Consider the following 23,903-nt stretch of genomic DNA (forward strand, 5'->3'; position numbering starts at 1 on the left):
CGTCACAGACCGACGAAGGGAGCCCGCATGACCGTGCCCGCACCTGCAGTGGAGACCAGCGCGGAGCAGCTGGTCGAGCGTCATCGCGCGACGCTCGACGCGGCCGTCGCCGCGATCGCCGAGCGCGGCTGGTGGTCGCCGTACGCCGAGGTGCCGAAGGCGTACGGGGAGAACGCGCTCGCGGAGGGGAGAGCCGCGTTCGAGGCCTACCTCGGCACGCCGTTCCCACTCGACCAGTTGGGCACGCTTGAGCAGGTCGGCGACGAGCGCTCGCCGTACGGTCCGCGGCTCGGCGTCACCTACCCGCGTCCCGACGTCGACGTCCTCCTCGCCGCGATGCGGGAGGCGATCCCCGCCTGGCGCGACGCCGGCGCCGAGCAGCGCGCGGCGGTCGTGCTGGAGATCCTCGCGCGCCTCAACGCGCGTTCGGCCGAGATCGCCGAGGCGGTCATGCACACGACCGGCCAGGCGCCGGCGATGGCGTTCCAGGCCGGTGCTCCGCATGCGCAGGATCGTGCGCTGGAGGCGGTCGCGTGGGCGGTCGCCGAGATGCGGCGGATCCCGTCCGACGCGCTGTGGGTCAAGCCGCAGGGCAAGCGCCCGCCGCTGCGGATGCACAAGCGCTTCACGGTCGTCCCGCGCGGCATCGCGCTCGTGATCGGCTGCAACACCTTCCCGACGTGGAACGGCTACCCGGGCCTGTTCGCCAGCCTCGTCTGCGGCAACCCCGTCGTCGTCAAGCCGAGCAGCCGCGCGATCCTGCCGCTCGCGATCACCGTCGCGGTCGCCCGCGAGGTGCTCGCCGAGGCCGGCTTCTCGCCCGATCTGGTCGCGCTCGCCGCCGGCCGCGCCGACGAGCGGCTCGCGGCCGAGCTGGCGCTGCGCCCCGAGGTGCGGATCGTCGACTACACCGGCTCGACCGGCTTCGGCGAGTGGCTCGAGCGTGAGGCGCGCCAAGCCGCCGTATTCACCGAGAAGGCGGGCGTCAACACGGTCGTGATCGACTCGACCGACGACTACGCCGGCATGCTCGCGAACCTCGCCTTCACGCTCTCGCTCTACAGCGGCCAGATGTGCACGACGACGCAGAACCTGCTCGTGCCGGCCGGTGGGATCGAGACCGACCAGGGGCCGAAGACGTTCGAGCAGGTCGGCGCCGACCTCGCCGCAGCGATCGACGGTCTGCTCGGCGACGTCGGCCGCGCGACGGCGATCCTCGGCGCGATCGTCAGCCCCGCGATCGCCGAGCGGCTCGAGCGCGCCGACACGCTCGGCGACGTCGTGCTCGCCTCGCGCCGGATCGAGCACCCGCAGTTCCCCGACGCGGACGTCCGCACGCCGGCGCTCGTCGCCGTCTCCGGGCCGCAGGCGCCCGCGGCGAGCGAGGAGCAGTTCGGCCCGATCGCGCTGCTCGTGCCGACCGGCTCGACCGCGGAGAGCCTCGCGACGCTGCGGCGGACCGTGCGCGAGCACGGCGCGATCACCGCCGGCGTCTACAGCACCGACGAGGCGGTCCTCGCGGCGACCGAGGAGGTCGCGCTGGAGGTCGGCGTCGCGCTGTCGGCCAACCTCACGCAGGGCGTCTACGTCAACCAGTCGGCGGCGTACTCGGACTTCCACGGGACGGCGCTGAACCCGGCCGCGAACGCGTCGCTCGCCGACGCCGCCTTCGTCGCGCCGCGCTTCGGCGTCGTCCAGTCGCGCCGCCACGTGGAGGAGGAGGGGTGATCGCCGACGCTGCGCTCGTCGAGGCGTTCGAGGCGACGATCGCCGCCGATGAGCGGATCGAGCCGCGCGACTGGATGCCCGACGACTACCGCGCGACGCTCGTGCGCCAGATCGCCCAGCACGCGCACTCGGAGATCATCGGGATGCAGCCGGAGGGCAACTGGATCACGCGCGCGCCGTCGCTGCGGCGCAAGGCGATCCTGATGGCGAAGGTGCAGGACGAGGCCGGCCACGGCGCCTACCTCTACTCCGCCGCCGAGACGCTCGGTGTCAGCCGCGACGAGCTGACCGAGCAGCTGCTCACCGGCCGCCAGAAGTACTCGTCGATCTTCAACTACCCGACGCTGACGTGGGCCGACATGGGCGCGATCGGCTGGCTCGTCGACGGCGCCGCGATCGTCAACCAGGTGCCGATCACGCGCTGCTCCTACGGGCCGTACGCGCGCGCGATGGTGCGCATCTGCAAGGAGGAGAGCTTCCACCAGCGGCAGGGCTTCGAGATCCTGCACGCGCTCGCACGCGGGACCGAGGCGCAGCGCGCGATGGCGCAGGACGCCGTCGACCGCTGGTGGTGGCCGTCGCTGATGATGTTCGGCCCGCCCGACGACGAGTCGCCGCACTCGGCGCAGTCGATGGCGTGGGGGATCAAGCGCTTCAGCAACGACGAGCTGCGCCAGCGCTTCGTCGACATGGCCGTGCCGCAGGCGGAGTCGCTGACGTTGACGCTGCCCGACGCCGAGCTGCGCTGGAACGAGCAGCGCGGCCACTACGACTTCGGTCCGATCGACTGGGACGAGTTCTGGACGGTCGTGAAGGGGAACGGGCCGTGCAACCGGCAGCGGATGGAGCACCGCCGCGCCGCCCACGCCGACGGCGCCTGGGTGCGCGAGGCCGCGGCCGCCTACGCCGCGAAGCAGGATGCGCGGCGGGTGGCGGCGTGAGCGGCGAGCGGCACGGCTGGCCGCTGTGGGAGGTCTTCGTGCGTCCCAGACGCGGCCTCTCGCACCAGCACGTCGGCAGCCTCCACGCGCCCGACGAGGAGATGGCGGTGCGCAACGCGCGCGACCTCTACACGCGGCGCCAGGAAGGCGTCTCGATCTGGGTCGTCCCGACGGCCCAGGTGACCGCCTCCTCGCCCGACGAGAAGGACGCCTTCTTCGACCCAGCGGCCGACAAGGCGTACCGCCACCCGACGTTCTACGAGGTCCCGGAGGGAGTGCAGCACCTGTGAATGACGTGGCCACATACGCGCTGCGGCTCGGCGACGACGCGCTGATCCTCTCGCAGCGGCTGGCGTGGTGGTCCGCGCGCGCGCCGGAGCTGGAGGAGGACCTTGCGCTGACGAACGTCGCGCTCGACCTGCTCGGTCAGGCGCGGCCGCTGCTCGCGCGCGCAGGTGAGCTGGAAGGGCGCGGCCGCGACGAGGACGCGCTCGCCTACCTGCGCGGCGAGCGCGAGTTCCTCAACCTGCTGATCGTCGAGCTGCCCGACCGCGACTTCGCCGAGGCGATCGCGCGGCTGCTGCTGTTCTCGACCTTTCAGCTGGCGCGCTGCGAGGCGCTCACCGGGTCGGCCGACGAGCTGATCGCCGGCGTCGCCGCGAAGGCGGTCAAGGAGGTCGCCTACCACCGCGACCACGCCGTCCGCTGGACGCTGCGGCTCGGCGACGGGACGGAGGAGAGCCACGCGCGGATGCAGGCGGCGATCGAGCGGCTGTGGCCCTACGCGCACGAGCCGTTCGCGGCCGACGAGCTGGACCTGCGGATGGCGGGCGAGGGCGTCGGCGTCGACCCCGCGACGCTGCGCGACGGCTGGCGCGCGTTCGTCGCCGAGACGCTCGGCCGCGCGACGCTCGGCGTCCCGGCAGACGGCTGGGCGCCGAGCGGCGGCCGGCGCGGCGAGCACACGGAGGGCTTCGGCTTCCTGCTGGCGGAGCTGCAGAGCCTGCACCGCGCGCACGTGGGGGCGACGTGGTGACGCGCGAGCAGGCGCGCGCGATCGTCGCGGGCGTCCCCGACCCGGAGATCCCGGTGTTGACGATCGAGGACCTCGGGATCCTGCGGGACGTCGCGATCGACGACGAGGACGGCGTCGTCGTGACGATCACGCCGACCTACTCCGGCTGCCCGGCGATCGACGCGATCGCCGACGACGTGCGCACGCGGCTGCACGAGCAGGGCGCCGAGCGCGTGCAGGTGCGGGCCGTGCTGACGCCGGCGTGGACGACCGACTGGATGAGCGAGGCCGGCAGACGCAAGCTGCGCGAGTACGGGATCGCGCCGCCGGGGCGCCTGCCGCTGCTCCAACTCGGCGTCGCCTGCCCGCGCTGCGGCTCGCTCGACACGCGCGAGCTGTCGCGCTTCGGCGCGACCGCGTGCCAGGCGCAGCACGTCTGCCAGGCGTGCCTGGAGCCGTTCGACCGATTCAAGCCCCACTGAGGTGAGCAGGTGAGCATGGAGCTGCATCCGCTGCGGGTCGCCGAGGTCGCGCCCGTCACCGACGACAGCGTCGCGATCACGTTCGACGTGCCCGACGAGCTGCGCGACGCCTACGACTTCGCGCACGGCCAGCACCTCGTGCTCGTGCGCGAGGCGGGCGGCGAGGAGCTGCGCCGCACCTACTCGATCTGCGCGCCCGCCGGCTCGGGGACGTTGCGCGTCGCTGTCAAGCGGCTCGAAGGCGGCGCGTTCTCCAGCTGGGCGCACAGCGACCTGCGCGCGGGCGACGTGCTCGACGTGATGACGCCCGGCGGGCGCTTCACGACCGCGCTGGACCCGGCCCACCGCAGGCGCTACGCGGCGATCGCCGCCGGCAGCGGCATCACGCCGATCCTCTCGATCGCCGCGACGATCCTCGAACGCGAGCCGGACAGCGAGGTCGCGCTCGCCTACGGCAACCGCACGAGCGGCTCGATCATGTTCCTCGAGGAGCTGGAGGACCTGAAGGACCGCCACCCGCAGCGCTTCCAGCTGTTCCACGTGCTCTCGCGCGAGCCGCAGCCGGCCGAGCTGTTGTCCGGCCGGCTCGACCGCGAGCGGCTGGCGCGCTTCTTCGACACGTTGCTGCTGCCCGACGAGGTCGACGAGTGGTTCCTGTGCGGCCCGCTGGAGCTGATCGAGGGCGCCCGCGCGCTGCTGCGCGAGCGCGGCGTGCCCGGCGAGCGGATCCATCGCGAGGTCTTCCACGCCGACCGCCCGGCGCCCGCGGCCCGCGCCGCCGCAGCCCGCGCCGCCGCCGCGGGCGACGGGCGTGCGCAGACGGAGGGCGCGGCGACCGTCACCGCCGTGCTCGGCGGGCGCGCGTCGACGCTGTCGGTGCCGCGCGCGGGGGAGACGATCCTCGACGCGCTGCTGGCCGTCCGCAGCGACGCTCCCTACGCGTGCAAGGGCGGCGTCTGCGGCACCTGCCGCTGCCGCGTCGTCGCGGGCGAGACGCGGATGGACCTCTCGTACGCGCTGGAGGAGGCGGAGATCGACAGCGGGTTCGTGCTCGCCTGCCAGGCGCATCCGGTCAGCGACACGGTGACGGTCGACTTCGACCAGTGACGGCGGCGCGGGAGAGTAGGCTCGCAGGCGCATGTCCGCCGAGCGCTCCGCCCAGCCCGCGTCCGCCTTCGTCGAGCCCGTGACGACGGAGCGCACCTTCGAGCAGGCGATCAGCCATGTCGTGGACGGCATCGAGCGCAACCGTCTGCGCGAAGGCGACCGCCTGCCGAACGAGTCCGAGCTGGCCGAGCAGCTGGCGATCTCCAAGCCGACGCTGCGGCAGGCGCTGCGCGTGCTGGAGCGGGCAGGGCTGATCGCCGTCAAGCGCGGCGCGGGCGGCGGGATCTTCCTCGCGACCGACCTGATCCCGTTCGACCTGATCAACTCCTACGTCGCGTCCGAGGAGCATCAGGTCGTCGAGGTGCTGGTCGCCCGCCGCGTCGTCGAGACGGGCGTCGCGCGGCTCGCCGCGCTCGCGGCGACCGAGGAGGACCTCGACGAGATCCAGCGCACGATCGACCTGCTCGAACGCCACCGCGGCAACCGCGCGCTCGTGATGCGCGCCGACGCGGCGTTCCACCGCGCTGTCAGCCGCGCCTGTCACAACCGCGCGCTGCAGGCCGCGATGCGGTCGCTCGGCAACGACATCGCCCCGATCCGCGACGCCTACCGCGGCGGGGCGGAGGAGGACGAGCTCACGCTCGACGTCCACCGTCGCCAGCTGCACGTGATGCGGTTGCGCGACGCGGACGCGCTCGCCCCGATCCTGGACGAGCACTTCCGGATGCTGGAGAACGCGTTCGCGGAGGCGATCGGATCGAGCTGGGACGCGCTGTTCGGGGCGGTCGTCGCCGCTCCGCCGGCCGCGGACCGCTGAGCCCGCGCGTCAGTCCGCGACGACGGCGGTGAGGTCGACCTCGACGGCGATGTCGAACGGCAGCTCAGCGACGCCGATCGCCGAGCGCGCGTGGCGCCCGGCCTCGCCGAGCGCGTCGAGCAGCAGCTTCGAGCAGCCGTCGAGGACGGCCGGGGTGGCGTTGAAGCCGGGCGCGCAGTTGACGTAGCCGACGACGCGCGCGATCGCGACGACACGGTCGAGCGTCCCGAGCGCGTCGCGCATCGTCGCGAGCGCGCTGAGCGCGGCCAGCCGCGCGGCCTCCTGCGCCTGCTCCAGCGTCAGCTCGGCGCCGACCTTGCCGCGCACGAAGCCGCCGCCGGGGAGCAGCGGCCCCTGTCCGGAGACGTGCAGCTGGTCGCCCGCGCGCCGCGCCGCGACGTACGCGCCGACGGGCGCGAACGGAGCCGGCAGCTCCAGACCCAGCGCGCGCATGCGCTCCTCGGCGCTCACGTCCCCGTCCTCCATTCGGTGCGTGTCATGACGCGAACCTACGCTCCCCGCCCGACCAGGATTCGGCAGTTGCGACGAACACGCACCGCGGTTCGTGCAACCTGCACGAACCGGAACCCGTCCTGCGCGCGATACTCACCCGATGGCGGCGATCGACGACCTGCTCCACGCCCCCGACGTGCGGCGCCTGGTGCGACCCGTCCCGCTCACGCCGCCCGGCCCCGGCCGCACGGTCTCGTCGGTCACGGTCGTCGCGGACGTCGCCGCGCTGGCGCGCGCCGAGCCCGGCGCGCTCGCGATCCTGACCGGCGCGGCGTCGGCCGCGACGATGGGCTGCCGGCTCGACATGCTCGTCCGCACGGCGGCCGATCGCGAGCTGTCCGGCATCGTCGTGCTGCAGGACGAGTCGTCGGTGCTCGACCCGGCGGTTGAGGCGATCGCGCGCCGCGGACGGATCCGGCTGCTGTGCGCCGAGCCGCAGACGGATCTCGCCGCCCTCGTCGTCGCGCTCCACCGCGAGCTGGCCGGCGGGGCCGACCGCGCGCTGCAGCGCGCCGCCGGCGCGCTGCGCGCGCTGCGCGCCGCCGTCGCGCGCGGCGAGGACGCCGACGCGCTGCTGTCCGCGGTCGGCGACGTGCTCGGCGTGCGGCCGGAGCTGCGCGAGCCGACTGCGGTCGACGCGAGCGCCTCGCTGCTGGTGGAGGGACAGGTCGAGGGCGCCGTCGTGATCCCGCGCGACGACGAGCGGGAGGAGTCGATCGCGCGCGAGCTGTCGTTGGAGCTGGTCGCAGGCGCGGTCGCCCGCGCGATCGAGCACGAGCGGCACACGCGCGACGCGCCCGGCCAGCCGCGCGCCGACTTCCTGACCGAGTTCCTCGCCGTCGACGCCCACCGTGCCGAGCGGCTGATCGACCGGGCGGCCGCGCTCGGCCTCCGCCTCGACGCCTGGCACACGGTCGTGCGCCTGGAGGTCGAGCACCCCGGCGACGACGAGCTGGCGGCCTACGAGACGATGCGGTCGATCGAGCGGACGACGCTCGCGAGCGCCCGCGCGGCGGGCGGCGTCTGGCACCGCGCGCGGTCCGGCACTGCCCTGCTGCTGCTGCGGATGGATCGGCGCGACCCCGGTCCGCACGGAGCGCGCGAGTCGGTCAGGCTCGCCGGCGAGATCGTCGCCGCGACCGGCCGGCGCCATCCCGGCGTCACGCTGCGCTGCGGCGTCGGCTCGCCGCACAGCGGCGCCGCCGGCCTGCGCCGCTCGGCCGGCGAGGCGCGGATGGCGCTCTCCTCGCACGACGACGCGCACGATGACGCGACGCCGGCGGTGACGAGCTTCGACAGCATGGGGATGCGGCGGATCCTGCTCGAATGGGCGGCGACGACGACGGCCGCCGACACGATCGACCTGCTGCTCGCGCCGCTCGACGAGCTGGGGCCTCGCCGCGCGGACGAGGCGATCCGGACGCTGTCGGCGTATCTCGACGGCCGCGGCTCGCTCGCGAACACCGCGGCGACGCTGCACCTCCACCGCAACTCGCTCGCCTACCGGATCCGCAAGATCGTCGAGCGGATCGACGTCGACCTCGACGATCCCGAGCAGTGGCTCGCGCTGCAGCTCGCCTGCCGCGCGCGACTGCTCGCCGCCGGCGCGCCTACCTGAGGGGCCGCCCGACCGTGCTGACGCGGACGCTCAGCGCGAGGTTCGGGAGGTAGCTGAACGGCACCTCCTCGTACTCCTGCACGACGACGGTCCCGGGATCGGCCCCGGCGAGCACGGCGCGGTCCGTCGCGGCAGCCGACGCCGCGGCGCGCCGCGTCGCGGGATCGGCGGTGCGCGCGAAGACGCACTCGGCGGTCGCGCCGACCGGCGCGGTCGCGGCGCCGACGGCGCGGGCGAACGCGCTGTGCCGCGGGCGCACGACCTCGCTCACCCCGGGCAGCTCGCCCGGCACGAGCGGGCCGTGCGGGCCGACGACGATCAGCCGCTCGTCGGCGCTGCTCTGCTTCATGCTGTCGATCTGCTCGGCGAGCGTGCCGTGCGCGTCCGCGACCTCCGGGGTGCGCAGGTTCGTCACGACCCCCTCGACCGTCAGCGCGCCGCTGTCGGCCTCCGGGGCGCCGCCCGTCAGCCGGGCGATCGTCGTCTCGCCGGCACCGGCGTCGCAGACGAGCGCGCCGTCGAGGCCGCTCAGGACCCCCGCGCCGCGCACGCCGCTCGCGACCGGGCCGCCGATCGTCAGCGCCGGATGATGGCGCGCGTACTCGGCCGTCATCAGCGTTCCGTCGCCCTGCACGAGGTGCGTGCGCGCCGCGACGCCGACGGTCGCGAGACCGGCGCGCAGCGCGTCGGTGACGTCGCTCACGACGCTGGTCAGGGCGGCATTGAGGACCGTCACGTTCTCGCGCGCGAGCAGCCCCAGCGCGCCGAGCTGGTGGCTGAGCGAGACCGGCACCGCGCCGAGCAGCTCGCGCGCCAGCTCGGCCACGCGCAGCTCGTCGGCCGGCTCGACGAGGCTGAAGACGCCGCTGACCGCCACGGCGTCCACGGAACCGCAGGCGAGCAGGAAGCCGCGTGCCGCCGCGAGGTCGAGCGCGACGCTCGGCGTTCCGTCGAGCTCGCGCCCGCCGGCGACGACTGCCTCGCCCGCGGACACCGCCGCACGCAGCGGCGCGGGCCACGTGCCGAGCGGCGGGATCGCGGTCGACGGCGTGCCGACGCGGACCACCGCCACGCGTGCGAGCGCCGTCCGCTCGTGCGCCGCCTCCGTCGCGAACGGCGTCGCCAGCATCACCTCGCCGATCGCGGAGGCGGCCAGGTCCGGGCCGACCAGCGCGCCGACCGCGGCCGCGACGTCGCGCTCGACGTCGCAGCCGGACGCGAGCGCCGCGGTCGCGACGACCCGCCCGTGCGCGTCGACCGCCGCGGCGCTGACGCCGTCGCCGATCTCCAAGCCGACGCGCATGCTGCTCACGGCCGCATCATCCCAGGCGCCCGCTCAGCCGAACGCGTGCGGGTAGTCGCGCCGCGCCGCCGCCTCGCTGACGTAGCCCTCGCGGACGTCGGCGAGCACGGCGCTCGCGTCGCGCTCCCGCGGCTCGCCGCAGCCGGCGCCGCCGCCGGTCAGCAGCGAGAGGACCGTGCCGGCCGGGACCGGCAGCCCGGTCACCTTCGTGACCGGCTCGACGCGCCCGTCCGGGAACGCCACGGTCGCGCCGTTGGGCCGCGCGTCGTGGCCACCGGCGAGCCCCTGCGGCGCGTTCTTCGTACGGTCGAGCGTCGAGATCAGCTCGGCGTCCTGCAGCAGCCGGAAGCCGATGTCGAGCCCGAGCCCGCCGCGCCGGCGCCCCGCGCCGGCCGAGTCGGTCGCCAGCTCCAGTCGCTCCTGCACGACCGGGAAGCGCACCTCGCGCACCTCCGCGGGCGTGAAGCGTGTGGCCGCCTCGGCGAAGTGCAGCAGACCCGAGGAGCCGTCGGAGCCGACGCTCGCGCCCTGCCCGATCGGATACGGCGACGCGTCGCTCCAGAACTCGCCGCTGCGCTGATCGACGCCCCAGAAGCCGACACCGCAGATGTCGCCGCCGCTGCCGGCCGGGACCAGTTCCGGGACCGCGTCGGCGAGCGCTCGCAGCACCGCGTCGCACGCCTGGATCGCCGGCCAGCCGTAGAGGAAGCAGGGGGCGGGCGGCCGCGCGTGGAACATCGAGCCGGGGCGTGCGACGACCTCGATCGGGCGGAAATGGCCCTCGGTCGGCGCCTCGCCGTTGCCCGCCAGCATCGTCAGCGCGACGCGCGCGGCGGAGACGGTCGAGGCGATCGGGCAGTTGACCGGGCCGGTTTGCACGCCCGGGCAGTCGCTGAAGTCGAACCGCACCGACGACCCCTCGACCTCCAGCGTCACGTGGAACGGGATCGGCACGCCGGAGATGCCGTCGTCGTCGAGCTCTCCGCGCCCGACGTAGCGGCCGTCGGGGATCCGCTCGACGTAGCGGCGCACGACCGCCTCGCCGTGGTCGTACATCCGCTCGACGCAGGCGCGGAAGCGGTCGAGGCCGTAACGGGCGACGAGCCGCGCGGTCGCCGCGGCGCCGACCTGGACGGCGGAGATCTGCGCGTTCAGGTCGCCGAGGACGAAGCCCGGCATGCGCGAGTTGGCCTGCGCGATCCGCACGACGTCGTCCTGCATGACGCCGCGCCGCATCACGTGGATGCCCGGGAAGATCGTGCCCTCCTGATGGACGTCGGTCGTGTCGGTGCAGTACGGCGCCTTCGCGCCGATGTCCATCCAGTGGGCCTTCACCGCCGCGTAGCCGACGAGCGTCCCGTCCGGCATGAAGATCGGCATCACGACGGCGGCGTCCTGCGGGTGCGAGCCGGTCTCGTACGGGTCGTTGATCAGGATCGCGTCGCCGGGCTCGAGCGCGTCCGGGCCGCCGACCCGTCGCACAGCCGCCTCGACGCAGAAGCTCATCGTGCCCATGAACAGGGGGATGCTCGGCGCCTGCGCGAGCATCCGGCAGCGGTCGTCGTAGATCGCCGCCGCGAAGTCGAGCACGTCGTAGATGATCGGCGTCATCGCGGTGCGGATCAGCGTGCGCTTGATCTGGTCGGCGGCCGATCCGAGGCCGTGGCGGACGATCTCGGTCGTGACGGGGTCGGCCTGCTCAACGAGCTGCATGGGGGAGTCCTCCTGTGACGATCAGGGAGCCGCCGTCGTCGACGCGCAGCCGGAAGCCGTCGTCGAGGTAGATCGTCGTGATCTCCTCGGAGACGATCGCCGGGCCGGCGACCTCCGCGCCGGCCGGCAGGTTCTCGCGGCGGTGGAGCGCGAACGGCACACGCGCGCCGCGCCGGAACGAGTACGCCTCGGCGGTGCCGTCCGCGGTCGCGTCGCCGCCCTCCGGGGCGCGCAGCGCGTCGTCGCTGTCGGCGAGCGCCAGCCGCATGCTCGCGCGCACGGTGACGACCTCGACGCGCGCCGCCATCGTGTGCCCGAAGGTCCGCTCGTACTCTCGCCCGAAGCGGTCGGCGAGCGCGTCGAGAGCGATCCCGAGCCCGGTGCCAGCGGCGGCGGCCGGCAGCTCGATCGTGAGCGTGTGCTCCTGGCCCACGTAGCGCATGTCGAGGCGCACCTCGCGGACGCCCTCGGCACCGCCCGCGACGAGCCCGTCGAACAGCTCGACGGCGATCTCGCCGACGCGCGCGAGGCCGTCGGCGTCCAGCGGCGTCACGCGCGTGCGCGCGGCGCTGCGGACGAGGTCGGACCCGAGCAGGCCCCACGCCGAGAAGTTGCCGGCCAGCGGCGGCACGACGACCGTGCCGACGTCCAGCTCGTCGGCCAGCAGCGTCCCGAACAGCGGCCCGGCGCCGCCGAACGCCATGATCGCCGCCTCGCGCGGATCCTCGCCGCGCTCGACCGTGATCTCGCGGATCGCGTCGGCCATGTGCGCGGCCGTGATCGCGAGCATGCCGCGGGCGACCTCCTCGACCGACTGCCCGAGCTGCGCGGAGATCGGCTCGAGCGCCGACTCCGCCGCCGCGACGTCGAGCCGCAGGCCGCCGGCGAGCACGCCCGCGCCGAGCATCCCGAGCAGCGCCATCGCGTCGGTCACCGTCGGCTCGGTGCCGCCGCGGCCGTAGCAGGCGGGGCCGGGCGCCGAGCCCGCGCTGCGCGGTCCGACGCGCAGCAGCCCGCCCGCGTCGACGTGCGCGATCGAGCCGCCGCCGGCGCCGATCGAGCGGACGTCGACCCACGGCGCCTGGATCGGCATCCCGTCGATCTCGCCCGCGAAGCGCAGCGGCAGCTCGCCGCCGTCGATCAGGCTGGTGTCGAAGCTCGTGCCGCCGACGTCCGCCGTGATCACCGACCGCAGGCCGAGCGTCCGGCCGAGCGCCGCCGCCGCCTGGACTCCGGCGACAGGCCCCGACATGATCGTCTCGAACGGCCGCGCGCGGACCTCGCCGAACGTCAGCGCCCCGCCGCCGGAGCAGGTCATCAGCGCGTCCCCGCCGAACCCCGCCGCGCGCAGCCCGTCGTCGAGCCGGCTGACGTAGCCGCCCAGCACGCCCTGGACGAACGCGTCGACCGCGGTCGTCGAGGTGCGCTCGTACTCGCGGTACTCGCCGGAGACCTGGTGCGAGAGCGCGATCGGGCCGTCGAACCCGGCCGCGCGCAGCAGCTCGGCGGCGCGCAGCTCGTTGACCGGGTTCGCGTACCCGTTGATGAAGCAGATCGCCACCGCGCTCACGCGCTCGGCGCGGAAGACGTCCAACGCGGCGCGCACGTCGTCATCGACGAGCGGCAGCTGGACCGTCGCGTCGGCGAGCACCCGCTCGCGCACGCCGATCCGCAGGCGGCGCGGCACGAGCGGCGCCGGCACTGGCCACAGCAGGTCGTAGGGGTCGGCGCGGTCGCCGCGGCGGATCTCCAGCACGTCGCGGAAGCCGTCCGTCGTGATCAGGCCGACGACGGCGCCCGTACGGGTCAGCAGCGCGTTGAGCCCGACGGTCGTGCCGTGCACGAACGCCCGCGCGCCGTGCAGCGCGTCCGGTGGCAGGCCGCGCGCGACCGCCTCCAGCACGCCGTCCTCGGGCGCGGCCGGGGAGGTCGGCACCTTCACCACGCGCGGCCCGCTGCGCGGGTCGTGGAGGATCAGGTCGGTGAACGTCCCTCCGACGTCGACGCCGACGCGCGTCGGGCGGTCGTCCGGGGCCTCGGGTCCTGCATGCACGTGCTGCTCCTCTCCTCGCTTCGTGCCCTGCCGTAGAGGGCGACGCCACGCTACGGCCGCGCAGGCGGAGGCGGTTCGGCACGGTGCACGAAGCGGCACGGTCGTTTCGTCAGCTGCACCCAACTGGGCGGGCCGGCCCGCGCATAGCCTCGCCGCTCGCCGGCCGTGCGCCGGCAGCGGACGAGGTTCGGTCGATGGGAGCAGCTATGAGAGAGATGGGATCGGGCGCGGCGCGCGTCGCGATCGACGTCGGCGGGACGTTCGTCGACTTCGTCGCGGTCGACGAGGCCGGGAACGTCACGGTCGACAAGCAGCCGGCCACGCCGGCGCGGCTCGTCGAGGAGATCGTCACCGGCCTGGAGCGCCTGCCGATCAGGCTCGACGGGCTCGGCGGCCTCTTCCACGGCACGACGGTCGCGATCAACGCGGTCGTACAGCGGCGCGGCGCGCGCGTCGGGCTGCTGACGACGAGCGGCTTCCGCGACGTGCTGGAGATCGGCCGCGGGTCGCGGCCGAACATCTACGATCCGCTCTATCGGCCGCCGGCTCCGCTCGTGCCGCGCCACCTGCGCCGCGAGGTCCCCGAGCGCCTCGCGCACGACGGCAGCGTCGTCGTCCCGCTCGACCTCGACGCGGTCGACCGCGAGGCCGACGCGCTCGTCGCCGCAGGCGCCGAGTCGATCGCGGTCTGCTTCCTCAACTCGTACGTCGACGCGACGCACGAGCGCCGCGCGGTCGAGCGGATCCGCGAACGCCACCCGCAGATCCGCGTGCAGGCGTCGGTCGAGGCGACGAACGAGTGGCACGAGTTCGAGCGCACCTCGACGGCCGTGCTGAACGCCTATGTGCAGCCGTTGATGGACCGCTACATCTCGTCGCTCGCCGAGACGCTTCGGCAGCGGGGGCTGCGGCGCCCGCTCGCGGTGATGCAGTCCAACGGCGGCGTGATGTCCGGCGAGCGCGCCGCGCTGCAGCCGATCCGCACGCTCGAGTCGGGTCCGGCCGGCGGCGTGATCGGGGCGCGCGCGCTCGCCCGCGAGCTGGGCCTGCCGAACGTCATCTGCGCCGACGTCGGCGGGACGACGTACGACGTGGCGCTGATCGAGGACGGCGAGATCATCGAGCGCACCGAGGTGGAGGTCGAGGGGCGCCCGGTCGTCGGCTCGGCGATCGACATCGTCTCGATCGGCGCCGGCGGCGGCTCGATCGCGTCGCTCGACGCGCTCGGCGGCGTCACCGTCGGCCCACGCAGCGCCGGCGCCGATCCCGGCCCGGCCTGCTTCGGCCTCGGCGGGACCGAGCCGACGGTGACCGACTGCCAGGTCGTACTCGGGCGGATCGATCCCCGGCGCTTCCTCGGAGCGCGCATGCAGCTCGACCTCGAAGCGGCGCGGACGGCGATCTCCGCGCACGTCGCCGAGCCGACCGGCGTCGGCGTCGAGACCGCCGCGAGCGGCGTGCTGGCGCTCGCCGAGACGAACATGACGTACGCGATCCGCGCCGTCACCGTCGAGCGCGGCCTCGACCCGCGCGACTTCGCGATGGTCTCCTACGGCGGCGGCGGCGGGATGTTCGCCGCCGCGATCGCGCAGGAGCTGGAGGTCCCCGTCGTCGTCGTCCCGCGCGCGGCCGCGAACTTCTCCGCCTGGGGCATCCTCACCTCCGACTACCGCGAGGACGTCGCGCGCACGAAGACCCGCCTGCTGGACGAGCAGGCCGCCGCGGCGTTCGCCGCCGACGCGCGCGAGCTGCGCGCCGAGGCGACGCGGACGCTCGCCGGCTACGGCTTCGAGGCGACGGCGGTCGACGTGACGCTGCGCGCGGACGCGCGCTACGCCGGCCAGGACCACACGATCACCGTCGCGGTCGAACCCGGCTGGCTCGACCGGCCGCGGGAGCTGGTCGCCGGCGTGCGCGAGCGCTTCGTCGCCGCGCACAAACAGCTCTACGGCCACGGCGCCGACGACGCGCCGCTGGAGCTGGTCACCTGCCGCTGTCGTGCCAACGGGCTCGTCACGCCGGTCCGCAGCGTGTCGGCGGCGCCGGGCGACGGCGCCGACGCGGTCCCGGCGGAGCATCGCGACGTCTGCTTCGGCGCAGGCGACGGCTTCGTCTCCACGCCCGTCTACGAGCGCGACCAGCTGTCCGGCGGCGCCGAGATCAGCGGTCCGGCCGTGGTCGAGGAGTGGACGACCACGACGCTCATCCCCCCGGGCTGGACGGCGGCGGCCGACCGGCTCGGCAACCTCGTCCTGCGCCATCAGGAGGCAGCGGCATGACAACCCAGCCCGCGACGACGACGTTCGACGTCTTCACCGTCGAGATCATCCGCAACGCGTTCGCCTCGATCGCGCTCGAGATGAACCGGACGCTGCGGCGGACGGCGCACAACCCGCTGCTCTACGAGGTGCAGGACTTCGGCGTCGGGATCGTCTCCGCCGACGCCGAGCTGTGGGGCGACGCGCCGGGCCAGAGCCTGTTCGTCGGCGCGCTCTCGGAGACGGTCGCCACGGCGCTGGAGCGGCACGGCGCCGACGGCTTCGCGGACGGCGACGTGCTGATCTGCAACGACCCGTTCTCGACCGGGACGCACATCTCCGACACGTCGGTCTACGTCCCGATCGTGTGGGAGGGCGAGCTGGTCGCGTTCGCGATGACGACGGCGCACTGGGCTGACATCGGCGGGAAGAGCCCCGGCGGCTGGTGCCCGGACTCGACCGACACCTACCAGGAAGGGCTCTGCTTCGTCCACCAGCACCTGGTGCGCGCGGGCACGCCGACCGAGCTGATCGACGTGATCCGCCACAACGTGCGCGTGCCGGCGGTCGTGCTCGGCGACCTCGACGCGCAGATCGCCGCGTGCCGCCTCGGCGCGGCGCGGACGCTCGCGCTGTGCGAGCGGCACGGGTCGGGCGGCGTGCGCGACGCGATGCGCGCGGTGATCGCCCGCACCGAGGCGGCGATCCGCGAGCAGATCCGCGCGCTGCCGGACGGCACCTACCGCGCCGAGGTCGCGATGGACCACGACGGCGTCGTCAAGGACGTCCACCCGTGCGTCCGCTTGCAGGCGACGATCGCGGGCGACGAGCTGCGGGTCTCCTTCGAGGGCTCGGACGCGGCGACGCGCGGCCCGGTCAACGTCCCGGCGATCGGCACGCGCGCCGCCGTGCGCGTCGTCGCGAAGGCGCTGCTGGCGCCGCGCGACAACACCAACGAGGGCCACTTTCGCGCGCTCGCGTTCGACCTCCCTGGCGGCCTCGTCGTCAGCGCGGAGCGGCCGTCGCCGACCGATTCCTACGGCTACGTCGTGACGGCGATCGAGGAGCTGGCGTTCCGCGCGCTCGCGCAGGTGCTGCCGGAGCGCGCGCCCGCGGGCGGCTTCCCGCTCGTCGGCGTGCTGCTGGCGCGCGTCGACCCGCGCGACGGCGCGCCGTTCGTGCTGATCGACGGGATGGGCGGCGGCAACGGCGCCGGCGCCGCGAGCGACGGGCCGTCGATCATGCTGTTCGCCAACGGCGACGTGACGAACACGCCGGTGGAGGTGTGCGAGTCGCGCTACCCGGTGCGCGTGCGGCGCTTCGCGGTCGACCCGGCGAGCGCCGGCGCCGGGCGCTTCCGCGGCGGGGCGGGCCTGGTGCGCGAGTACGAGCTGCTGGAGGACGGGATCTTCCTCCAGACGGTCACCGAGAACAGCGTCGACCCGCTCGGCAAGGGCCTGTTCGGCGGCGGGACCGGCGCGACCGGCGGGATCGTCGTGAACCCCGGCCGGCCGGCGGAGGACGTGCTGCACGAGCGCGTGACCTACTACGGGCCGCTCGGAGCCGGCGACGTCGTCACGGCGCAGACGGGCGGCGGCGGCGGGTGGGGGCCGCCGCACGAGCGCGACCCCGAGACCGTCGCGGCCGACGTGCGCGACGACCGCGTCAGCGCGGACGAGGCCGCCGCGACGTACCGCGTCGCGGTCGTCCCGGGTGAGCGCGGCGAGCAGGAGGTCGACGAGCGCGCGACCGCGCGCCTGCGCGGAGCGGCCGGATGAGCCTCGTCGAGCTGGAGCGCATCACGTGGCAGCAGGCCGAGGCGATCGGCGCCGACGCGGTCGGCTTCGTCGCGATCGGCGCCACCGAGCAGCACGGCCCGCACCTCCCGATGGGCACCGACACCGAGATCGCGCGTGCGCTGACGCGCGCGGTCGGCGCGCGCGTCGCGGTGCCGCTCGCCGCGACGCCGGTGATCTCGTGCGGCCTCTCCGATCACCACCTCGGCTTCCCCGGGACGATCAGCCTCAGCGAGGAGACGGTCGCCGGGGTGCTCGACGCGCACCTCGCCGGCCTGGCGCGGATGGGCGTCCGCCGGGTCGCGCTCGTCAGCGGCCACGGCGGCAACTTCGCCTTCCTCGGCAGGTACGCGCAGCGTTGCGGCGAGCGCCACCCGGACCTCGCGGTGGTCGCCTTCGACGACCTGTGGGCGTTCCTGGAGGCGATGACGGCGGCCGGCCGCGCGCACGGACTCGACCCCGTCGCGTGCGACTCGCACGCCGGGCAGTTGGAGACGAGCGTCGCGCTCGCGATCTACGGCGAGCAGGGGGTGCGGCCGTTCGACGACGTCGAGGGCTACACCGCGTCGGAGCCCGACTGGGCCGAGCGGATGTTCCGCGAGGGCCTGCGCGGGTTTGCCGCGAGCGGCGTGCTCGGCCGCCCGGCGGGCGCGACCGCGGCGGCCGGGAGGGCGATGATCGAGCTGCTTGCCGAGACCGTCGCCGACTGGCTCGTCGCGCAGCTCGGGGTCGAGCGCGCCGCGCGATGAGGCGGCTCGACGAGCGCGCGTTGCACGACGTCGCCCGCGGCGCGGCGGTGCTGGGGATCGGCGGCGGAGGCGATCCCCGTGGCGCGACGCTCGCGGCGGTGCGGGCGCTGCGCGCGTTCGGCCCGCCTGCGCTCGCCGGCTGCGACGCGCTCGCCGACGACGACCTCGTCGTCTGCCCGCTGCTCGTCGGCGCCGTGCGCCCGGACGCCGCTCCGCTCCCGCTCGGCGTGGAGCTGGTCGCTGCGTTCGACGCGCTGCGCCGCGTGCTCGACCGGCCCGTCGCGGCGCTGCTGCCGCTCAAGGTCGGCGGTGTCGGCGGCGCCGCCGCGGCGCTGGCGCTGGCGGCCCGGACCGGCCTGCCGGTGCTCGACGCCGACGCGACCGGCCGGGCGTTCCCGCAGAACGACCCGACGACGTTCGCGCTGCACGGCGTCGCCGCCACGCCCGCGGCGGTCGCGGACGGGCGCGGGAACGCGGTCGTCGTGACCGCGGCCGACCTCGACTGGACCGAGCGGCTGCTGGGAGGCGCCGTCTCGCAGCTCGGCGGGATCGCGCCGTTCTGCGGCTACCCCGTCACGGGAGCGCAGGTGCGCGCCGCCGGCATCGCGGGGACGATCTCGCTGGCGGAGCGGATCGGCCGCACCGTCCGCGAGGCGGTCGCGGCGGGTGCCGACCCGATCCCGGGCGTGCTGGCGGCGACCGGCGGCTTCGCGCTGCTGCGCGGCACGGTCGCCGGCGTCGACCGCCGCCGCTCCGAGCGCGGCTGGCTGGTCGGCGAGACGGTCGTGGACGGCGCCGGCGCCGACGCCGGGCGGCGCGCGACCGTCGCGTTCCAGAACGAGAGCCTCGTCGTCCGCCGTGCCGACGGCGCACTGCTCGCGGCCGTCCCCGACCTGATCGCGCTGATCGACGCCGACAGCGGACAGGCGATCGCCGCCGACCGCGTGCGCCGCGGGCAGCGCGTCGTCGTGCTCGGGATCCCGTGCGACGCGCGCTGGCGGACGCCGGCCGGGCTGGCGCTGGCCGGGCCGCGCCGCTTCGGCTACGACGCCGAGCACGTGCCGGTCGAGCGGATCGCCGGGGCCGCTGCCGGGATCCGTCAGCCCGACCGGATCGAGCGGGCGGGAAGGTCGAGCCCGTAGGCCGCCGGCCCCGTGGTCGCCAGCGCCCGCTCGCCGTACCAGAGGGGATGGGTCGGCGCCGCCACGATCGCGACGCGGCGGCCGTAGCGATAGCGCTCCGGCAGGACCGGCATGCCGCTGCGGACGTCGAGCACGTCGATCACGTCCGGGACGGTCGCGATCACGCGGCCGTCCTCGACCACCGCCACGTTCTCGGTCTGGAACTCGACGCGCGCGATCCGCTCGTCGCGGTCGGTCTCGACGACGATCGACCCGCCGCCCCACGGCGGATCGGCGCGCCGCTGCACGTGGACGATCTTGCCGCGGACGACGACCTGCCCGCCGAGCGCCGCCGCGACGGCCGCGACCGGATCGCTCCCGTTCGCGCCGCGCACGCGGCGGCCCAGCTCGATCGCCGCGGACACCGAACCGGGGATCGTCGCGCGTGCGACGTCGCGGCCGTCCAGCAGGAACATCGCGCAGGCGACCGTGCCCGCCAGCGACGCGAACGCGCCCCAGGCGAGCCGGTTCATCGTCTCGATCGTGCGGGCGCGCAGCACGTTGGAGGTGCCTTCCTCGCCGACCAGCACGACGGGGCTCACGTCGATCCCGGCGAGGTGCATCCAGACCTGGCGCAGCGTGGGGGAGGAGCGCGCCATCCCGTCGGCGTCGACGAGCGGGAGCCCCAGCCGCGCGGCGAACGCGACGGCTGCGGGCCCGTTGACACCGGCGATCTGCAACGGCATCACGGCGGCCACCTCGCGCTGCGCGTGCTCCTCGACGGCCATCTTCAGCTGCAGCGGCAGCGCGTCGGAGATCAGCTGCTCGCTGAACGCGGTCGGCGAGCCGACCAGCGCGACGGGGATCACCAGCGCGTCGTCGTCGAGCGCCTCCGCGGGGACGACGTCGACCGTCCCCGCGTCGCCGAGCACGCCGCGCAGGAACAGCTCGGCGAGCGACATCTCGCTGACGCCGCCGCCGCCGGCGCTGAGCAGCGTGCAGCCGAGCACGAGCGGGTCGACCTCCTCGACGCCGATCCTCACGCCCGTCATCTTGCCAGGCCGGTCGCGGCGTCTCGGGTCAGCGCGGTCGCCGCGACCATCCGTCCACCGCGATCGCGGTCAGGATGATCAGCCCCTGGACGATCTGCTGGTAGATCGGGTCGACGCCGAGCAGGTTGAAGCCGTTGCCGATCATCGCGATGAAGAGGACGCCGACGACGCTGCGCCAGACACCGCCGTCGCCGCCGAGCACCGACGTGCCGCCGACGACGATGCCGGCGATCACGGCGAACTCCATCCCGCCGCCCGTGTCGGCCTGGCCGGTCCCGACGCGCGAGGCCATGATGACGCCGCCGACCCCGGCCGCGAGGCCGCTCATCGCGAACGTCGCGCCGCGCACGAGGTTCACGCGCACACCGGCGAGCCGCGCCGCCTCGGGGTTCCCGCCGCTCGCGAGCAGATGGCGGCCGAACGTCGTCCGCGCGAGCAGGAACGACGCCGCCAGCACGACCGCGAGCGCGATCCAGATCGACAGCTTGACGCCGCCCAGCTCCGCGCGGCCGAGGCCGGTGAACGCCGGGTCGTCGACGGTCACCAGCAGTCCGCCGGTGATCAGCACCGCCAGCCCGCGGATCGCGAACGACGTCGCGAGCGTGCCGATGAACGAGTTGACCCGCCCGGCCGTCGTCAGCAGCCCGTTGACGGCGCCGACCGCGAGGCCGGTCGCCGCGCCCGCGAGCAGGCCGAGGACGGGGCTCACGTCGACCGCGACCTTCGCCGCCACGACGCCCGACAGCGCGACCGTCGCGCCGACCGACAGGTCGAGCCCGCCGCCGATCAGCACCAGCGTGCCGGCGGCGGCGCAGATCAGCACCGGCGCCTGCTGGTCGAGGATGTTGAGCAGGTTGGCGGTCGTCAGGAACGGCTCGCTCGTCATCGCCAGCACGACGAAGAGGACGCCGGCGCAGACGACGACGCCGTAGTCGCGGACGAGCGCGAGCGCCGGCAGCCGCCGCGCGCGGCGTGCGTCCCGCACCGGGGCCGTGGCGCTCATCGCCGCGTCTCCCCGGCGAACATCGCACGTCCGATCGCGGCCTCGCCGACGTCGCCGCCGGTCAGCTCCGCGACGGTGCGCCCGGCCCGCATCACGTAGACGCGGTCGGCGAGCCCGGCGATCTCCTCCAGCTCGGAGGAGATCAGCAGCACGCCCATCCCGTCCGCCGCCAGCCGTGCGATCAGGTCGTAGATCGCGCGCTTGGCGCCGACGTCGACGCCGCGCGTCGGCTCGTCGGCGATCAGCACGCGCGGCTCGCAGCACAGCCAGCGCGCGAACAGGACCTTCTGCTGGTTGCCGCCCGACAGCGTCGCGACGGGCGCGTCGGGGCTCGCGGCGCGCACGTCCAGCGCGGCGATCGCAGCCGCCGCGTCCGCCCGCTCGCGGCGGCGTGCGAGGACGCCGCAGCGGCTGAACGCGCCGAGCCGCGGCAGCGAGACGTTCTCGACGATCGAGCGGCCCATCAGCAGCCCCTCCTCCTTGCGCCGCTCCGGCACCATCGCGACGCCGGCCCGCATCGCGTCGCCGGGACGGCGGGCGCGCAGGAGCGTGCCGCCGACGCGGATCGTGCCGGCAGTCGCGCGGTCGGCGCCGAAGATCGCCCGCGCCAGCTCGCTGCGGCCGCTGCCGGCGAGGCCAGCGCAGCCGACGATCTCGCCGGCGCGCACGTGCACCGTCGCGTCTCGCAGCAGCGGCGGGCGCGCCAGGCGCTCGACGCTCAGGACGGCGGCGGCGTCGCGCCGCGGCCGGGTCCGCGGCGGCATCGCCGACTCCAGCGGCCGGCCGAGCATCGCCTCGATCAGTCCGGCCTGCGTCTCGCCGGCCGCCGACGCGGTGCGCACGAGCCGGCCGTCGCGCATCACGCTGACGGCGTCCGCGACCGCGAGCACCTCCTCGAGGAAGTGCGAGACGAACACGAACGTCGTGCCCGCGCGGGCGAGCCGGCGGACGACCTCGACCAGCTCGGCTCGGTCGGCCTCCTCCAGCGCCGCGGTCGGCTCGTCGAGCACGATCAGCTCCGCGTCGCGCGCGAAGGCGCGCAGCAGCTCGACCTTCTGCTGGTCGGCGAGCCCGAGCGCTCCGACCGTCAGCCCCGGCTCGATCCGCAGCCCGACGCGCTCGACGAGCGCCTCGTAGCGCGAGCGCGCCGCCGCGCCGCCGCCGATCCCGCCGCGCCGGCGCTCGACGCCGAGCAGCACGTTGTCGAGCACCGAGCGCTGCGGCACGAGCGCGACCTCCTGCGCGATCGTCGCGACGCCGAGCGCCAGCGCCTCGCGCGGCGACCGCGGCGCGCAGCGCCGTCCGGCGACGGCGATCGTGCCGCGGTCCGGCGCAATCACCCCGGAGATCACCTTGCCGAGCGTCGACTTGCCGGCGCCATTCTCTCCGACGACCGCGTGGACGGTCCCGCGCGCGACGTCGAGGTCGACGTCCCGCAGCGCCGCGACGCCGCCGAACGAGCGGCCGATCCCCCGCAGGCGCAGGTGCGGCGCGTCGCTCATGACGGGAACTCGCCTCTGAACCGCGCGGCGTTCTCTCTCGTCAGCATCGCGCCGCCGGGGATCTCGCCGGACGGGTCGATCCCGCCGCTGGCCTTGCCGTCGCGGACGGCCGCGATCATCGCCTCCATCGCGGCTCTGCCTTCGCTTCTGGGCAGCACGACGGCGGTCCCGACCCAGCCGTTCTCGCCGGCCGCGATCTGTCTGATCGCGGCCGCCGAGCCGCCGCCGCCGACGAGCTTGACCTTCCCGAGTCTGCCGGCGTCGCTGAGCGCCGGCTGGGCGCCGACGACGCTCGGGTCCGGCCCGACGATCACGTCGATGCCGGGGTGGGCCTGGAGGAAGTCCTGCACGACCTTCAGGCCGCCCTGCGCGTCGAAGTTCCCGTCGCCCTCGGCGACGACCTCGATGTTCGGGCTGTCCTCGACGGCGCCGTCCCAGCCCTGGCGCAGCGCCTGGCCGAGCGGCAGCGCCTTCGACCCGTACAGGAAGCCGACCTCGCACGGGTCGACGTCTCTGCACGCCTCGACCGTCAGCCGGCCCATGTCGCGGCCGCTGGTGACCGGCGGGTGGATCACCGCGAACGACATCCCGTCGACCTGCGGCTCGGTCGTGTCGAGCCGGCTGCCGATCGCCTGGTTCAGCGAGCCGACCTTCAGGCCCGCGTCGATCGCCGCCTCGACGCCCGGCACGAGGCCGTTGCCGTCGAGCGGCGCGACGATCACGCCGTCGTACTGCCCGCTCGCGACGACGTCCTGCAGCTGCGCGAACTGCTTGGCGGGGTCGAATCCGGCGTCGAACGCCGTCAGCTCGACGCCCTCCGCCTCTGCGACGCGCTGCATCTCCTGATAGGCGGCCTGCAGGACCGCGTTCGCCATCGACGCGTTGACGAACGCGACCCTCGGCCGCTCCGCGGTCGTCGCCGACCCGGCTGTGCTGCCGCCGTCCTCGCTGCTGCCGCAGCCGACGGCCGATCCGGCCACCGCAATCGCCACCGTCGCTGCGACGGCGGCGCGCATCCGTTGCGCCCGCATCTGGGGTGCTCCTCTCCTCAGCGTTGCCCTCTCACCGGCGGTGGCACGCTACGAGCGGCGAATGCGGCGATGTCCGGCACGTTGCACAAAGACCCGGCGCA

The 23,903-nt window shown here is 75.0% G+C and carries 20 protein-coding genes; 12 read left to right on the forward strand and 8 right to left on the reverse strand.

What is annotated here, in order from left to right; genetic code table 11:
- Positions 1 to 27 precede the first annotated feature (27 nt).
- From paaN to CWOE_RS10985, 7 genes are read left to right on the forward strand one after another with little or no spacing between them, the layout of a single operon-like run.
- Positions 28 to 1,728, forward strand: coding sequence for a phenylacetic acid degradation protein PaaN (paaN, locus tag CWOE_RS10955; protein ID WP_012933673.1), 1,701 nt, complete (start codon positions 28 to 30; stop codon positions 1,726 to 1,728).
- Positions 1,725 to 2,669, forward strand: a complete 945-nt coding sequence (gene paaA / locus CWOE_RS10960; protein WP_012933674.1) for a 1,2-phenylacetyl-CoA epoxidase subunit PaaA — start codon at positions 1,725 to 1,727, stop codon at positions 2,667 to 2,669. Before paaN ends, paaA begins: the two co-directional genes overlap by 4 nt.
- Positions 2,666 to 2,959: a 1,2-phenylacetyl-CoA epoxidase subunit PaaB gene (gene paaB / locus CWOE_RS10965; protein WP_012933675.1), complete on the forward strand. Its 294-nt coding sequence runs from the start codon at positions 2,666 to 2,668 to the stop codon at positions 2,957 to 2,959. The genes paaA and paaB overlap by 4 nt, the downstream gene beginning before the upstream one ends.
- Positions 2,956 to 3,705 carry a 1,2-phenylacetyl-CoA epoxidase subunit PaaC gene (gene paaC, locus CWOE_RS10970; RefSeq protein ID WP_012933676.1) on the forward strand — a complete coding sequence of 250 codons (750 nt, stop codon included), beginning with the start codon at positions 2,956 to 2,958 and terminating at the stop codon, positions 3,703 to 3,705. The genes paaB and paaC overlap by 4 nt, the downstream gene beginning before the upstream one ends.
- On the forward strand, positions 3,699 to 4,166 hold the full coding sequence (gene paaD / locus CWOE_RS10975; RefSeq protein WP_012933677.1) for a 1,2-phenylacetyl-CoA epoxidase subunit PaaD: 468 nt from the start codon (positions 3,699 to 3,701) through the stop codon (positions 4,164 to 4,166). Before paaC ends, paaD begins: the two co-directional genes overlap by 7 nt.
- 15 nt (positions 4,167 to 4,181) lie before the next feature.
- Positions 4,182 to 5,273 carry a 1,2-phenylacetyl-CoA epoxidase subunit PaaE gene (paaE, locus tag CWOE_RS10980; protein WP_012933678.1) on the forward strand — a complete coding sequence of 364 codons (1,092 nt, stop codon included), beginning with the start codon at positions 4,182 to 4,184 and terminating at the stop codon, positions 5,271 to 5,273.
- Between the two features lie 31 nt (positions 5,274 to 5,304).
- Positions 5,305 to 6,090 carry a FadR/GntR family transcriptional regulator gene (locus CWOE_RS10985; protein WP_012933679.1) on the forward strand — a complete coding sequence of 262 codons (786 nt, stop codon included), beginning with the start codon at positions 5,305 to 5,307 and terminating at the stop codon, positions 6,088 to 6,090.
- Between the two features lie 9 nt (positions 6,091 to 6,099).
- Here the strand turns inward: CWOE_RS10985 and CWOE_RS10990 are convergent, their stop codons facing one another.
- A complete protein-coding gene (locus CWOE_RS10990; protein WP_012933680.1) occupies positions 6,100 to 6,561 on the reverse strand; it encodes a RidA family protein in 462 nt (153 codons plus the stop codon).
- A gap of 142 nt (positions 6,562 to 6,703) precedes the next feature.
- Between CWOE_RS10990 and CWOE_RS30575 the strand changes: the two genes are divergently transcribed.
- A complete protein-coding gene (locus CWOE_RS30575; protein WP_012933681.1) occupies positions 6,704 to 8,221 on the forward strand; it encodes a PucR family transcriptional regulator in 1,518 nt (505 codons plus the stop codon).
- On the opposite strand, the gene CWOE_RS11000 is transcribed toward CWOE_RS30575, so the two are convergent.
- From CWOE_RS11000 to CWOE_RS11010, 3 genes are read right to left on the reverse strand one after another with little or no spacing between them, the layout of a single operon-like run.
- Positions 8,214 to 9,524 carry a hydantoinase/oxoprolinase N-terminal domain-containing protein gene (locus CWOE_RS11000; RefSeq protein WP_012933682.1) on the reverse strand — a complete coding sequence of 437 codons (1,311 nt, stop codon included), beginning with the start codon at positions 9,522 to 9,524 and terminating at the stop codon, positions 8,214 to 8,216. The genes CWOE_RS30575 and CWOE_RS11000 overlap by 8 nt on opposite strands.
- A 33-nt stretch (positions 9,525 to 9,557) precedes the next feature.
- Positions 9,558 to 11,237, reverse strand: a complete 1,680-nt coding sequence (locus CWOE_RS11005; protein ID WP_012933683.1) for a hydantoinase B/oxoprolinase family protein — start codon at positions 11,235 to 11,237, stop codon at positions 9,558 to 9,560.
- Positions 11,224 to 13,290 (reverse strand): hydantoinase/oxoprolinase family protein, encoded by a 2,067-nt coding sequence (locus tag CWOE_RS11010; protein WP_012933684.1) that lies wholly within the window; start codon positions 13,288 to 13,290, stop codon positions 11,224 to 11,226. Before CWOE_RS11010 ends, CWOE_RS11005 begins: the two co-directional genes overlap by 14 nt.
- Positions 13,291 to 13,496: 206 nt before the next feature.
- Between CWOE_RS11010 and CWOE_RS11015 the strand changes: the two genes are divergently transcribed.
- Genes CWOE_RS11015 through CWOE_RS11030 form a run of 4 tightly spaced genes read left to right on the forward strand, consistent with a single transcriptional unit; the run spans position 13,497 to position 19,235 of the window.
- Entirely contained in the window at positions 13,497 to 15,569 is a 2,073-nt protein-coding gene (locus CWOE_RS11015) for a hydantoinase/oxoprolinase family protein (protein ID WP_012933685.1), read from the forward strand.
- On the forward strand, positions 15,566 to 17,326 hold the full coding sequence (locus CWOE_RS11020; protein ID WP_012933686.1) for a hydantoinase B/oxoprolinase family protein: 1,761 nt from the start codon (positions 15,566 to 15,568) through the stop codon (positions 17,324 to 17,326). Before CWOE_RS11015 ends, CWOE_RS11020 begins: the two co-directional genes overlap by 4 nt.
- A complete protein-coding gene (locus CWOE_RS11025) occupies positions 17,323 to 18,093 on the forward strand; it encodes a creatininase family protein (RefSeq protein ID WP_012933687.1) in 771 nt (256 codons plus the stop codon). The genes CWOE_RS11020 and CWOE_RS11025 overlap by 4 nt, the downstream gene beginning before the upstream one ends.
- Complete coding sequence (locus CWOE_RS11030; RefSeq protein WP_012933688.1) at positions 18,090 to 19,235, forward strand: DUF917 domain-containing protein; 1,146 nt, start codon at positions 18,090 to 18,092, stop codon at positions 19,233 to 19,235. Before CWOE_RS11025 ends, CWOE_RS11030 begins: the two co-directional genes overlap by 4 nt.
- Here CWOE_RS11030 and CWOE_RS11035 read toward each other — a convergent pair.
- The 4 genes from CWOE_RS11035 to CWOE_RS11050 are packed head-to-tail and all read right to left on the reverse strand — an operon-like array spanning position 19,193 to position 23,802.
- Positions 19,193 to 20,257, reverse strand: coding sequence for a DUF917 domain-containing protein (locus CWOE_RS11035; protein ID WP_160165500.1), 1,065 nt, complete (start codon positions 20,255 to 20,257; stop codon positions 19,193 to 19,195). The two genes, CWOE_RS11030 and CWOE_RS11035, sit on opposite strands and share 43 nt — an antisense overlap.
- A 37-nt stretch (positions 20,258 to 20,294) precedes the next feature.
- A complete protein-coding gene (locus tag CWOE_RS11040) occupies positions 20,295 to 21,269 on the reverse strand; it encodes an ABC transporter permease (RefSeq protein ID WP_012933690.1) in 975 nt (324 codons plus the stop codon).
- A complete protein-coding gene (locus CWOE_RS11045) occupies positions 21,266 to 22,771 on the reverse strand; it encodes a sugar ABC transporter ATP-binding protein (RefSeq protein ID WP_012933691.1) in 1,506 nt (501 codons plus the stop codon). Before CWOE_RS11045 ends, CWOE_RS11040 begins: the two co-directional genes overlap by 4 nt.
- Positions 22,768 to 23,802 (reverse strand): sugar ABC transporter substrate-binding protein, encoded by a 1,035-nt coding sequence (locus tag CWOE_RS11050; RefSeq protein WP_012933692.1) that lies wholly within the window; start codon positions 23,800 to 23,802, stop codon positions 22,768 to 22,770. Before CWOE_RS11050 ends, CWOE_RS11045 begins: the two co-directional genes overlap by 4 nt.
- Positions 23,803 to 23,903: the final 101 nt, after the last annotated feature.

This window comes from Conexibacter woesei DSM 14684, from assembly GCF_000025265.1.
GTDB lineage: Bacteria > Actinomycetota > Thermoleophilia > Solirubrobacterales > Solirubrobacteraceae > Conexibacter > Conexibacter woesei.

Coding starts and splice junctions, on each gene's coding strand:
- paaN (WP_012933673.1), top strand. CDS start 28: ATGACCGTGCCCGCACCTGCAGTGGAGACCAGCGCGGAGCAGCTGGTC.
- paaE (WP_012933678.1), top strand. CDS start 4,182: ATGGAGCTGCATCCGCTGCGGGTCGCCGAGGTCGCGCCCGTCACCGAC.
- CWOE_RS10985 (WP_012933679.1), top strand. CDS start 5,305: ATGTCCGCCGAGCGCTCCGCCCAGCCCGCGTCCGCCTTCGTCGAGCCC.
- CWOE_RS30575 (WP_012933681.1), top strand. CDS start 6,704: ATGGCGGCGATCGACGACCTGCTCCACGCCCCCGACGTGCGGCGCCTG.
- CWOE_RS11000 (WP_012933682.1), bottom strand. CDS start 9,524: ATGCGCGTCGGCTTGGAGATCGGCGACGGCGTCAGCGCCGCGGCGGTC.
- CWOE_RS11005 (WP_012933683.1), bottom strand. CDS start 11,237: ATGCAGCTCGTTGAGCAGGCCGACCCCGTCACGACCGAGATCGTCCGC.
- CWOE_RS11015 (WP_012933685.1), top strand. CDS start 13,497: ATGAGAGAGATGGGATCGGGCGCGGCGCGCGTCGCGATCGACGTCGGC.
- CWOE_RS11020 (WP_012933686.1), top strand. CDS start 15,566: ATGACAACCCAGCCCGCGACGACGACGTTCGACGTCTTCACCGTCGAG.
- CWOE_RS11025 (WP_012933687.1), top strand. CDS start 17,323: ATGAGCCTCGTCGAGCTGGAGCGCATCACGTGGCAGCAGGCCGAGGCG.
- CWOE_RS11030 (WP_012933688.1), top strand. CDS start 18,090: ATGAGGCGGCTCGACGAGCGCGCGTTGCACGACGTCGCCCGCGGCGCG.
- CWOE_RS11040 (WP_012933690.1), bottom strand. CDS start 21,269: ATGAGCGCCACGGCCCCGGTGCGGGACGCACGCCGCGCGCGGCGGCTG.
- CWOE_RS11045 (WP_012933691.1), bottom strand. CDS start 22,771: ATGAGCGACGCGCCGCACCTGCGCCTGCGGGGGATCGGCCGCTCGTTC.
- CWOE_RS11050 (WP_012933692.1), bottom strand. CDS start 23,802: ATGCGGGCGCAACGGATGCGCGCCGCCGTCGCAGCGACGGTGGCGATT.